Here is an 11,306-nt window from a genome sequence, read left to right on the forward strand (position 1 = left end):
ACTCAAGCTACGCCGGAATATAAAATGATACAAGTGTTGCTTTTTAAGGTTTTGATGATACGGTGTGTATATGAGCGACGATACGACGCCGGCGGAGCGACGCTGGCTGCTTTTGATCCACCAACTGCCTAGCAAGCCAGCCTACTTCCGGGTGAAGATATGGCGCCGCCTGCAGCGCATCGGCGCCGTCGCTGTCAAGAGCACGGTCTATGCGTTGCCAGCGAATGCCGAGACGCAGGAAGATTTTGAATGGCTCCTCAGGGAGATCATCGAAGGCGGTGGTGAAGCCATGGTGTGCGAAGCGCGCCTGATCGACGGCCTCTCCGACACTCAGGCGCACGCACTATTCGATGCGGCTCGCGACGAGGACTACGAGGCGATCGCCAACGAGGCACGGACACTTTCAGCACGGCTGGAGGCGCTTGCGACAGCGGAGGAACGGGCAGAGGTCCGCGCGCAAACCGGGCGCTTGCGCAAGCGGCTTGCCGACGTCGCCACGATCGATTTCTTCGAAGCGACCGGCCGGCTCTCGGCGGAGAGCTTGATTGCGGAACTGGAGCACAGGCTGACAGAGGACGCGCGCATGGTTGAAGAACACCCGAAGACTCCCCCGCTCAAGGCGGCTGATCTGAAAGGGCGCATCTGGGTCACCCGCAACGGTGTGCATGTCGATCGTATCGCCTGCAGTTGGCTCATCCGTCGCTTCATCGATCCGGACGCCGTTATTCGCTTCGTGCCGGGCAAAGGCTACGTCCCGAATCCGGGCGAAATACGCTTCGACATGTTCGAAGGCGAGATAACTCATGAGGGCGAATGCTGCAGTTTCGAGACCCTGATTGCCAGGGCCGGCATGGCCGATCCCGCATTGCAGGCCATTGCCGAGATCGTCCACGACATCGATTTGAAGGACATGAAGTTCGGGCGCGAGGAGGCGAGCGGCATCGCCAGCCTGATTACCGGAATCTGTGCAGCCAATCCGCAGGACGAACAACGCATCGTCCAGGGCGGGCCGGTCTTCGACAATCTCTACCAATATTTCCGCGCGAAGCGTGGCTGATACGGACGCCCGACGATGAACGAGATCGAGAGTCTCAACGCTACCGGGGTACGGCGTACTGATCCGCCCTCCCATGGTATTTCATTTGGCGAAGCAGTCCGCGTCTGGGCGCGCGTAGCCGCCCTAAGCTTCGGCGGCCCGGCCGGTCAAATTGCTGTCATGCATCGGATCATTGTCGAGGAGAAGCGCTGGATCGGCGAAACGCGTTTCCTGCATGCCCTGAATTACTGCACGTTGCTGCCTGGACCGGAGGCGCAGCAGCTTGCGATCTATATCGGCTGGCTTCTGCACAAGACCAAGGGCGGGTTGGTGGCGGGGACTTTGTTCGTGCTACCCGGCGTCGTCGCCATCATGGCGTTGAGCTGGATCTATGCCATCTTCGGCAATGTCGGAGCCGTCCAGGCGCTCTTCTTCGGATTGAAGGCCGCGGTCCTGGCGATCGTGCTCGAGGCTGTTCTCCGGATTGGCCGGCGGGCCCTCAGGAACAACGTGATGGTAGGCCTTGCCGCCGCGGCCTTCGTCGCTCTCTTCCTGTTCCACGCCCCCTTCCCGCTCGTCGTGCTGGCTGCCGGTGTCATCGGCTACGTCGGCGGCCGGGCCGGCTGGGTAGCGTTTCGCGCGGGCAACGGCCACGGCAAGGTCGGCGGCAAACAGGTCGCCGACGCCGACAGCGTTCTCGGCGAAGAGATTCCGGACCACGCCCGCCCGCCGGTCAGTTGGTCGCTCAAGGTCGCCGCGGTCGGGCTGTTGCTTTGGGGCGGGCCGGTCCTGGCGCTGTTAATATTTCTCGGACAGGGCAACGTCTTCACGGACATCTCGATCTTCTTTTCCAAGATGGCCATGGTCACGTTTGGCGGTGCGTACGCCGTCTTGTCCTATGTCGCTCAACAGGCGGTGGACCACTATCATTGGCTGAAGCCCGGCGAGATGCTGGACGGCCTCGGCATGGCGGAAACCACGCCCGGCCCCCTGATAATGGTGACGCAATTCGTCGGCTTCATGGGCGCCTATCGCGCGCCGGGCGTGCTGAATCCATTGCTTGCCGGCACGCTGGGCGGCCTGCTGACGACCTGGGTGACCTTCGTCCCCTGCTTTCTCTGGATCTTCCTCGGCGCGCCATTCATGGAGACCATGCGCAACAACAAGGCGCTCTCGGCGGCGCTGGCAGCAATCACTGCGGCCGTCGTCGGGGTGATCTTGAACCTCGCGATATGGTTCGCGCTGCATGTGTTGTTCCGTGAACTCCAGGAAGCGCGCGGCCTCGGCATGGCCGTCGATCTCCCGGTGCTGAGCTCCGTCAACGTCCCGTCACTGATCCTGACACTGGGCGCCATCGTTGCGGTGTTCCGCTTCAAAGTCGGAATGCTGGCGGTGCTCGCCGCCTGCTCGATCCTTGGGTTGCTCTACGGAACGCTCATGGGATGGATCTAGCGCTAGCAGATCGAACTCGGCGTCGGAACAAGAACCGCCACATCCGGCCTCTCGAAAGCCACGCGTAATCGAAAGCGATGAAATGCAGGGTATTCAGCCAGTCACATACGTTTTCGCGGCGCGCGCCCTACGTGACTTCGCCGACGGCTTCGTCGCGATCCTGCTGCCGGTCTATCTGCTCGCCCTGGGATTTTCACCGCTGCAGGTGGGTGTGATCGCCACGGCGTCGCTCTTCGGTTCTGCGCTTCTGACAATCGTGATCGGCTTTCTTGGTGCCCATTTCGATCTTCGCGGACTGCTTCTGACCGCTGCCGGCCTGATGGTCGCAACCGGTGCCGCCATGTCCGCCGTCAACGATTATCTACCACTGCTGGCGGTCGCATTTGCAGGCACGATGAACCCGTCGGCCGGCAGTGTAAGCGTCTTCGTGCCCCTTGAGCACGCGATGCTCGCCCGCGAGTCATCCGATCTTCAGCGCACCAGCATGTTCGCCCGCTACAATCTTGTCGGGGCGCTTGCCGGCGCCGTTGGCGCGCTCGCAGCAGCCACGCCGGACGTCATGACGAGACTGGGGCTGGAGCAATTGACCGCCATCAAGCTAATGTTCGTTCTCTACGCCGCCGTGGGCGTTCTTGGAGGCCTTGTCTACGTTCGCATCCCGCCACGCCCGGCAAGCCCCGAACTTCAGAAGTCGACTCCTCTGGGTCCGTCGCGTGCCATCGTCATCAAGCTGGCCGCCCTGTTCAGCCTCGACGCATTTGCCGGAGGATTCGTCGTCCAGTCGCTGCTCGCCCTCTGGCTCTTCGAGCGTTTCGACCTCTCGCTCTCTCAAGCGGGAGTGTTCTTCTTCTGGACGGGTGTGCTTTCCGCCTTCTCATTCCCCGTCGCCGCCTGGCTGTCAAAACGGGCAGGCCTTGTCAACACAATGGTCTTCACGCACATTCCATCCAGCATTGCTCTAGGCCTCGCAGCCTTCGCACCAACCTTACCGTTGGTGCTCGTCCTCCTGCTCGTCCGGGCCGCGCTCTCTCAGATGGACGTGCCGACACGTTCTTCCTATGTGATGGCAGTCGTAACGGAGGCGGAGCGCACTGCCGCCGCAAGTTTCACGTCCGTGCCGCGCAGCCTCGCATCAGCGGCCAGCCCTGCGCTCGCAGGTGCCCTCTTAGCTGCGTCCTATCGGGCTTGGCCGCTCCTAATTTGCGCCGGACTGAAAATCGCCTACGACCTGCTATTGCTGTTGCAGTTCCGGCACCTCAAGCCACCTGAGGAATGCTGAGCCCGGCATCGCTCAGCCGCCGAAACGTCCAGGCGCCGTTCGCGCCAAATGTCGTTAATCACGAATCCCGACAGCAAACGGACAGGTTCGTCGTTCTATCGATTTGCCCGTCGCCCATAAGGGCAATAGCAAAGGGTAAAATCATGAAGCTGAAACTTATCGCCGCGCTCGCAATCATATCTGTCATCCCGGCATTGGCACTTGCGAGCCCAAGCTGCACCGGCGAACCGAAGTCCAAATGGATGTCCGAGGACGCCATGAAAGCGAAGATCGACGCGATGGGCTACAAGGTCAAAACGTTCCAGATCACCGGCAATTGCTATGAAATCTACGGCAAGGACAAGAGTGGCAGTCGCGCCGAGGTCTATTTCAACCCGGTCTCCGGTGACATCGTTCAGATGGGCGACTGACCGATGACGGCGATCTCATCGAAAAAGGAGGGCGCCCAGCCCTCCACCGCCACCTTGCGCATGATCAAGGTATGGGATCCGGTCGTAAGGCTGTTTCATTGGACTATTGTAACGGCTTGCGTCCTCAACCTCTTCATCCTTGATGAAGGCAAATACTGGCACCGCGTCACAGGATACGCTGTTGCCGCCGCTATCGCCCTCCGTTTCATCTGGGGTTTCGTTGGCACGAAACACGCGCGGTTCACTGACTTCCTGCCGACACCGGCAAAGGTCATGAACCAGATCCTTAGTATTCTGGATGGCGACGAGAAACGGTACGTTGGCCACAATCCTCTGGCATCGGTGATGATGCTCTGCCTGATGATGCTTCTCGCGGCGACGGCGCTGACCGGCTGGATGACAACGCTCGATGCCTTCTGGGGCGAAAAATGGCTGGAAGAATTGCACGGCATCATTGCCAACGGCATTATGGTGCTCGCTTTTGTTCATGCCGGTGCGGCCGTCATCGAAAGCTGGAGGCACAGGGAAAATCTCGTCTGGTCCATGGTCACGGGTCGAAAGAAGGCATGAGGATACTGCTCATCGAGGACAGCGCCCGGCTTCGCGAACTGCTTTGCGAGACCATCCGAGATGCCGGGTGGAAAATCGATGCCTTCGCGACCGCGCAGGAAGGGCGGCTTACGCTCGAAAGAGCGGATTACGATCTCCTTCTTCTCGACCTCGGTCTGCCTGACGAAGACGGGATTGCCATGTTGAAATCACTCCGGTCGGCAAAGGTTCAAATGCCAGTTCTCGTGCTGACGGCACGCGGGGCGATCGACGAACGCATCATCGGTCTGGATGCGGGTGCGGACGACTATCTCGCAAAGCCATTTCATAATGGCGAGTTGATTGCGCGCATTCGCGCCCTGATGCGGCGGGCGCCGGTAACGGCCATGCCGACATTGGAGTTCGCGGCCATTCAATATGAGGTGGCTCGGAGCCGCGTAACCTGTGCCGGGAGTGAGATTGCACTCACTCCGTCCGAGAAGGGACTGCTCGAACTGTTGCTGCGCAACGGCGGCACGGTGGTGCCCAAGCCAAAGATCGAGCATGCCCTTTCCGAATTCGGCGATGAGAAAAGCAGCAATGCCATCGAACTGGCCATTTCCAGACTGCGCAAGAAGCTGGAAGGACATCCGACCGGAGCCGTGATCGAAACCATCAGGGGCGTGGGATACATGATGCGCGAGGTACGCGGTTGAGCCGGTCACGTCCAACGCTGGGCACCATTCTGACGCGACGGGTCGCATTCTTTGCCGTGCTGGCAATGATCCTGCAGCTCGCCGTCATCGTCTTCGACTATTACTGGAATGTCGGCGAGCTCTCGCGGCTGTTCGTCGAACAGGAAACCGAGAGGCTCGCGGCCGGCATCGCCGCGACGGATGGAGGTGTCCGCTATGAGCTTCCCGAAAATGTGCGCCAACGCTACCAGCATTCGCAAACCGGCTATGTGGCCCGAATTCGGGACACCAAAGGTACGCTGGTTTTTGAATCCTGCGACGATGCGTGTGAAAGCCGGTTTCTTCCCCCGGAGGTCAACGCGCCGGACTTCTGGCTAAGATCGCTGAAATCAGGCCGGCCGCTGACGCTGGTCGGCGGCCGCGCATTCATCGTAGGAAATCAACGCTTCATCGTCGACGTGGCCACGATTGGTGATCCACAAAATGTCGTCTCGGATGTCCTCTGGAACGAAATCATCGAACATATGATCGTACCGATGAGCATTCTCCTGGTGCTCGTTCTTGGTGCGACCTTGCTTTCCGTGCGCCAGGCGCTCAAACCTGTGCGGGCGGCGGCTGATGCGGCGGACCAGATCGACCCGATGAATTCGCGCTCGCACCTGCAGTTTCAGGAGATGCCGCGCGAGATTGCGCATCTTGCGATTGCCGTGAACCGCGCCTTCGAGCGTGTCGGGGAGCTTATGAAGTCCCAGAAGGTTCTGACGTCCGGGATCGCACACGAAGTCCGCACCCCGCTTGCGGCAATCAAGCTGGAACTCGGCCGCATTGATCATCCACGGGCGAGAAAGGCGGAAGCTGATCTTGACGATCTCGTGCGTTTCGTCGGACAGCTGACGACGCTCGCTCGGCTCGACACGTTCGATCATGCGATGTTCGAAAAGGTCGATCTCGTCGAACTGTCTTCAAGTGTCGTCGCGCAGCTTGCTCCATGGGTTTACGAGAGCAAACGTTCGCTCGAGCTTTCCGCTCAAATCGACATGCCAATCGTTCAGGGTGTTGCGGCCCTCCTGAGAGATGCTCTGCGCAATCTCATCGAAAATGCCGTACGCCACACGCCTGACCATACCAATATCGTCGTGCGGGTGGGCAGCCGTACGGTTCAGGTCGAGGATCGATTTCCGGAGGGCTGTCGGCGAAATGCCGATATTAGCCATCACCCCGACAGCCTTGGCATAGGCCTGAAAATCGTGGAGCGCATTGCCGAAATACACGGAGGCTCGCTCCGTCGCTCTTCGTCCAAGCATGGCCACGTCTTTGAATTGGAAATTGGCCCCGCGTAAAATTCTTAGATGCCATCATGCACTTCGATATCATCGAAGGCGTCCGGTGCATGTTTCTTCAAACTGGGCAGAAAAATATCGTTGATCAGTTCAAGCGCGGTCTGCTGTATCCGCTTGGCGATCACAGCGCCTTCGTCTTCCCGAGCAACGATCGAAATCGTTCGCCGGATTGGAACGCCTGGAAAGCGCATGGACGTTATCCGGTCTCCGCGTTCAATAAGGCGGAAGAATGCAAGCGGAGGCAGGAGGCTCCAACCAAGACCCGAAGCGACCATCTGGGCCGCCCCCTCGACCGTATCGAGATGATAGCGGGCGATGGTCTCGACGCCGGCCGCAGCAAGCCAGTGATCGATGCGAGACAACATGTGGGGATCGCGTCCAAACCGGATCATGCTCATGCCGGCGATACGTTCGAGAGCGGATTTATCTGCCGCCTCGGGTTCCAAGGGCAGGATGATTCGATAAGACTCGGAGAAGATGGGTAAGGCGATGAGTCCCGGCGGGGGAGAAGCCTCGTCAGCCGTTATGACGAAATCGCAGCGACGGTCGAGAAGAGCAATGATTCTTGAGGCTTCGTAGCCGGTGTCCACGAACCATTGTACCGCCGTTTCCTGAAGGCTTTTGATGATAAACGGTCCAAGGGTCGTGGCAAAGCTGTTGAGCATGCCAACGCGCAATATGGGCAGTTGCGCCGTCTTTTCGAAACGAAGGCCGCTTTGAAGCCGTCGAACGCTTTCCACGACATCGGAGGCGTGTTTGAAGAACGTCGCGCCCTTCAGCGTTAGCACCGGCGGGCGGATGGAGCGGTCGAAAAGATCAATTCCGCTTGCTTCTTCGAGTTTTGCGATTGCCTGCGAAACGGCCGATTGAGAAAGGCCGAATTTCTCGGCCGCAGCACTCATGCTGCCGGTCTCCGCAACCGAAACGAAGATCTCCAGCCGATGCAAATTGATCTTGTCGCCAAACAGCCCATCCGCCGATGTAGAGCGTTGTATTTTGGGGGTGAGCAATGTGGGGCCTCTCCATTCTCGGCATGTCCAGTGCGGCAAGCCCTCTGCCTATCGCACTGGATCTCTTCATATTTCAACCGATTTAGGATACGTTGAAGTCTCGCTTACTTCAACTTGCGCTGGAGATCCTGCGGAAGAAAACTTTGGTCGACATAGTCGCGCCAGTCCACTTTTTCCTTCAGGTCGCCGGTCTTCTGGGCAATGTCGACAAGCGCGTCGAGCCCTTTCGGGTTGATGTCGCCGTCGCCAAAAAAGGCTGAGCCATCAGACGAAGGATGATCGACGAGTTCGGCCAGAACGGCCTTCACGACCTCGGGATCCATCTTGTAGACTTTGGCAATGATGGCCACCGATTCATCACGATTGGTCCGGATGAAATCCACGGCTCGCCGACGTGCTTGGATAATGCCCTTGAGCATGTCGGGATGCTCTTTGATCGTCTTTGCGGAGGTTACGCCGACGGAGCTGTTGATCGCCGAAAAAAGGTCTCGTGACCAGAAGAGCGGTTTGAACGTGCTCTTGTTCATCGTGTAGGTCGGTTCGGACACCAGCGCCAGGTCCACACCGTCGTTTTGCAGCGCCGTGAGCGCCGCGCCATAGGCGCCGGTCGAAATCAGCTTCACATCCCCGGGCTTCAGGCCGGCCTTTTCGATCAGCAGAAAATCCAGCGACTGGCTGGTGCTGAGCGGCGTCGTGAAGGAAATGCGCTTCCCCTTGAGGTCGGCAAGGGTCTTGATCTGAGAATCGGGCTTGACCAGCCAGACGAACTGGGCCGACGTGTGGGTATTGTCGCTGATGATCTTGAGGTCGGAGCCGTTCTTGATCGCCTTTAGCGTCGGGATCAGCGCGCTGTCGGCATAGGGCAGATCACCCGCGATCAGGTTGCGCACCTCCGTGCTGCCGCCAGGCGAACCGATGACGGCGCTGACATCGACACCGGCGTCCTTGAAGAAGCCTTTCTCCACCGCGATCGTCCAGGGCATCCCGATGACGGAACTGCCGTAGTTCGTGGCAGCAATCTCCGCACTTCGCGCCGGTGCGCTCATTGCGCCGAAGATCAAGGCCGCGGCAGCTGCCATCGACAAAAGCCCGCGCCGCCCAGTATTCATCCTCATTCTCATTCCTCCATTTAGATGATTTGATTGACTAAATTCGCCGATGCAGGCGCTCGTCGATCACCATCAGCGCCGCACTGAGGACAGCGGCGACGACGATCAGAATGAGCGTGATGGCAGAAATATCGGCGACGACATTGTTCGCCATGGCGTTCATCAGGCGGAAGCCGACGCCCTTGCTGGAGCCGAACATCTCGCAGAGGATAACGCCGATCAACGCCCCCGAAATCCCGATGCGAAGACCCGTGAATATCTCCGGGACGGTCGCCGGCAGGGCGATCGTGAACAAGGTCTGCGTCGTCGAAAGGCCCATCGTACGAGCGCTCTTGAGATAGACGGGTTTGATGTTGCGCACTGCACTCATCGTGAAAAGGATGATGGGTATGATCCCGTGCAAGACGCCGAAGGCCACTTCCGAACTCATGCCGATCCCGAAGAACAGCGTGATCATCGGGAAGAACATCAGTTTCGGGATCGAATAGAGGCCGGCGATCATCGGTTCGACGACATCGCCGGTCATCCGCCGCAGACCCAGTATCGCACCGAGCAAAATACCGAGGATTGCCTCTATGACGACCGAAGAAGCGAAGGCGGAAAAGGTCGCGCGGATGTCGACCCAAAAATCCGCCGAGGTCAGCATGGCGATCGCGGTACGTGTCGCCTGCAGCGGCGAGGCCAGCGCAACCGCTCCGCCGATCAGGAAAAAGACCTGCCAGACCGCCACGACCACAATGGCCAGCAGCAGCAGATCGAAGGAACGCTGATGCCGTTTCCATATCGAGGATCTCTCAACGACCTCGATTGGCTTGTAACTGTCGATGCTGGTCATGCGAGCCCCCTGCGTTGACGCAAGCGGCGCTCCCAGCCGAGAAGCACGGCATTGACGATCGAGACGATGATCAGCACCAGCAGGACGATGGCGTACATGGTGCGATTATCGAAGTCATGGAACGCATAGAAGATCTGGTAGCCGAGGCCGCCCGTCGACAAGATGAATTCGGCACCAAGCACACCGACGAACGCCTGTGCGATCGCAAGCTTGACGCCATTGAAGATATGCGGGGCGGCCGACGGCAGGATGATATGCCAGACAGTGCCCCATTTGCTCAGTTTAAATATTCGGGCCGTCTTGCGCATGACCTTGGGAACGCGATCGAGCCCGTTAAGGGTACTGGCGATCATGGTGACAACGGCAAGCAGGAAGCCCAGAAGCACCTTCGGCGTGTCCGTCAGCCCGAAAATGACGATAAACAGCGGGTAGAACACGAACATCGGGATCGAGTAATAGATCGACAGCACCGGATCTATGGCGCGCCGCAAACGCGGCAGGGCGTGCAATACTACCGCTCCCAAAATGCCGAAGATAATGGCGCCGACGATCGCGATGAGAACGGCGCTCAGGGTCGCGACGATCTCTCCTGTCAGGCTGCCGTCTCGCAGCAACTGAAAGAGTGCCACCGCCATCTCGCTAGGCGGAATAAGCGTATAGTCGCTGATCAGGCCCGTGCGACAGATGACCTCGAGGGCGACAACGCAGAGCACAACGACGAGCAGTCTGATCTGTCCAAGCGTCATCATCCGGCCTTCGCATATTGGCTGGCGCGGATAGACTCCTCGCGCAGCAGGGACCAAAGATGTGCCGTCAGAGTGCCGAACTCCTCCGATGATGCGATCCGGCTGTCGCGATCGCGACCCCAGCCCGTTTCGATGATTTCGATAAAGCGGCCGGGCCGTGCGGACATCACGCCGACGCGGTCCGACAGCATGGCCGCCTCATCGAGCGCGTGGGTGATCAGAACGACGGTTGCCCCCGTGGCCCGCCAGAGGTTGAGGACCTCGTCGCCCATCAGCAGCCGCGTCTGCTGATCGAGTGCGGCAAAGGGCTCATCGAGGAGGATCAGCCTTGGCTCCATGACAAGCGTGCGTGCAATGCAGACACGCTGGCGCATGCCGCCGGACAGCTGTGCCGGATAAGAGTCACGAAACGCCGTCAAGCCGGTCAGTGCCAAGGCCCGCTCCGCCCGTTCCTTGATAATCTTCTGATCGACCCCATTTCGCTTCAGCCCGAACGTGATGTTCTTCCACACGGTCAGCCAAGGGAAACTCGCATCCTCCTGAAAAACGACGCCCACGCCATCAGGGATGCCGCCCTGGACGCGTTTACCGTCCATCAGCACCTCACCACCGGTCGGGGTCGTCAAGCCGGCAAGAACCTCCAGAAACGTGGATTTTCCACAGCCGGACGGACCAACGATCGAGAAGAATTCGCCTTGGCGAAGATCCAACGTGATCGGACCCATCGCATGGACGGCAGGCGCGCCGGCTCGAGACGGAAACGTCTGGCTGACGCCCTGCAGTGTCACGATGGCTGAATGCGCTTGCGCAGAAGCGGGATTGTTATTCGTATGCAAACAGGATCTCCTCCCTATCGCAAACCCGTA

The 11,306-nt window shown here is 59.3% G+C and carries 12 protein-coding genes; 7 read left to right on the forward strand and 5 right to left on the reverse strand.

Features of this window, described 5'->3' with window-relative positions:
- Nucleotides 1-70 precede the first annotated feature (70 nt).
- From PY649_RS08395 to PY649_RS08425, 7 genes are all read left to right on the forward strand, one after another.
- Nucleotides 71-1,057 (forward strand): chromate resistance protein ChrB domain-containing protein, encoded by a 987-nt coding sequence (locus PY649_RS08395; protein WP_285867798.1) that lies wholly within the window; start codon nt 71-73, stop codon nt 1,055-1,057.
- A gap of 15 nt (nt 1,058-1,072) precedes the next feature.
- A complete protein-coding gene (gene chrA / locus PY649_RS08400) occupies nt 1,073-2,488 on the forward strand; it encodes a chromate efflux transporter (RefSeq protein WP_285867799.1) in 1,416 nt (471 codons plus the stop codon).
- A gap of 82 nt (nt 2,489-2,570) precedes the next feature.
- Nucleotides 2,571-3,767 (forward strand): MFS transporter, encoded by a 1,197-nt coding sequence (locus PY649_RS08405; RefSeq protein ID WP_285867800.1) that lies wholly within the window; start codon nt 2,571-2,573, stop codon nt 3,765-3,767.
- Nucleotides 3,768-3,910: 143 nt separating this feature from the next.
- Nucleotides 3,911-4,177 (forward strand): PepSY domain-containing protein, encoded by a 267-nt coding sequence (locus PY649_RS08410; RefSeq protein WP_285867802.1) that lies wholly within the window; start codon nt 3,911-3,913, stop codon nt 4,175-4,177.
- Nucleotides 4,178-4,180: 3 nt separating this feature from the next.
- Nucleotides 4,181-4,747, forward strand: a complete 567-nt coding sequence (locus tag PY649_RS08415) for a cytochrome b/b6 domain-containing protein (protein WP_285867803.1) — start codon at nt 4,181-4,183, stop codon at nt 4,745-4,747.
- Nucleotides 4,744-5,421 (forward strand): response regulator transcription factor, encoded by a 678-nt coding sequence (locus PY649_RS08420; RefSeq protein ID WP_285867804.1) that lies wholly within the window; start codon nt 4,744-4,746, stop codon nt 5,419-5,421. The genes PY649_RS08415 and PY649_RS08420 overlap by 4 nt, the downstream gene beginning before the upstream one ends.
- The gene (locus PY649_RS08425; RefSeq protein ID WP_285867805.1) at nt 5,418-6,740 is read left to right on the forward strand and encodes a sensor histidine kinase; all 1,323 of its coding nucleotides are present in this window, start codon (nt 5,418-5,420) and stop codon (nt 6,738-6,740) included. Before PY649_RS08420 ends, PY649_RS08425 begins: the two co-directional genes overlap by 4 nt.
- A 5-nt stretch (nt 6,741-6,745) precedes the next feature.
- Here the strand turns inward: PY649_RS08425 and PY649_RS08430 are convergent, their stop codons facing one another.
- From PY649_RS08430 to PY649_RS08450, 5 genes are all read right to left on the reverse strand, one after another.
- Complete coding sequence (locus PY649_RS08430) at nt 6,746-7,750, reverse strand: LysR family transcriptional regulator (RefSeq protein ID WP_285867806.1); 1,005 nt, start codon at nt 7,748-7,750, stop codon at nt 6,746-6,748.
- A 104-nt stretch (nt 7,751-7,854) separates the two neighbouring features.
- Nucleotides 7,855-8,865 (reverse strand): ABC transporter substrate-binding protein, encoded by a 1,011-nt coding sequence (locus PY649_RS08435; protein WP_285867807.1) that lies wholly within the window; start codon nt 8,863-8,865, stop codon nt 7,855-7,857.
- Between the two features lie 31 nt (nt 8,866-8,896).
- On the reverse strand, nt 8,897-9,694 hold the full coding sequence (locus tag PY649_RS08440) for an ABC transporter permease (RefSeq protein ID WP_285867808.1): 798 nt from the start codon (nt 9,692-9,694) through the stop codon (nt 8,897-8,899).
- On the reverse strand, nt 9,691-10,440 hold the full coding sequence (locus tag PY649_RS08445) for an ABC transporter permease (RefSeq protein WP_285867809.1): 750 nt from the start codon (nt 10,438-10,440) through the stop codon (nt 9,691-9,693). The genes PY649_RS08440 and PY649_RS08445 overlap by 4 nt, the downstream gene beginning before the upstream one ends.
- Entirely contained in the window at nt 10,440-11,276 is an 837-nt protein-coding gene (locus PY649_RS08450; protein ID WP_285867810.1) for an ABC transporter ATP-binding protein, read from the reverse strand. The genes PY649_RS08445 and PY649_RS08450 overlap by 1 nt, the downstream gene beginning before the upstream one ends.
- Between the last annotated feature and the right edge of the window lie 30 nt (nt 11,277-11,306).

Source organism: Rhizobium mayense (assembly GCF_030272705.1).
GTDB classification, from domain to species: domain Bacteria; phylum Pseudomonadota; class Alphaproteobacteria; order Rhizobiales; family Rhizobiaceae; genus Rhizobium; species Rhizobium mayense.

What these genes read in the sequence shown, in the direction of transcription:
- PY649_RS08415 (WP_285867803.1), top strand. Translation starts at nt 4,181, where the DNA reads ATGACGGCGATCTCATCGAAAAAGGAGGGCGCCCAGCCCTCCACCGCC.
- PY649_RS08410 (WP_285867802.1), top strand. Translation starts at nt 3,911, where the DNA reads ATGAAGCTGAAACTTATCGCCGCGCTCGCAATCATATCTGTCATCCCG.
- PY649_RS08405 (WP_285867800.1), top strand. Translation starts at nt 2,571, where the DNA reads ATGCAGGGTATTCAGCCAGTCACATACGTTTTCGCGGCGCGCGCCCTA.
- PY649_RS08420 (WP_285867804.1), top strand. Translation starts at nt 4,744, where the DNA reads ATGAGGATACTGCTCATCGAGGACAGCGCCCGGCTTCGCGAACTGCTT.
- PY649_RS08435 (WP_285867807.1), bottom strand. Translation starts at nt 8,865, where the DNA reads ATGAGGATGAATACTGGGCGGCGCGGGCTTTTGTCGATGGCAGCTGCC.
- PY649_RS08440 (WP_285867808.1), bottom strand. Translation starts at nt 9,694, where the DNA reads ATGACCAGCATCGACAGTTACAAGCCAATCGAGGTCGTTGAGAGATCC.
- chrA (WP_285867799.1), top strand. Translation starts at nt 1,073, where the DNA reads ATGAACGAGATCGAGAGTCTCAACGCTACCGGGGTACGGCGTACTGAT.
- PY649_RS08395 (WP_285867798.1), top strand. Translation starts at nt 71, where the DNA reads ATGAGCGACGATACGACGCCGGCGGAGCGACGCTGGCTGCTTTTGATC.
- PY649_RS08445 (WP_285867809.1), bottom strand. Translation starts at nt 10,440, where the DNA reads ATGACGCTTGGACAGATCAGACTGCTCGTCGTTGTGCTCTGCGTTGTC.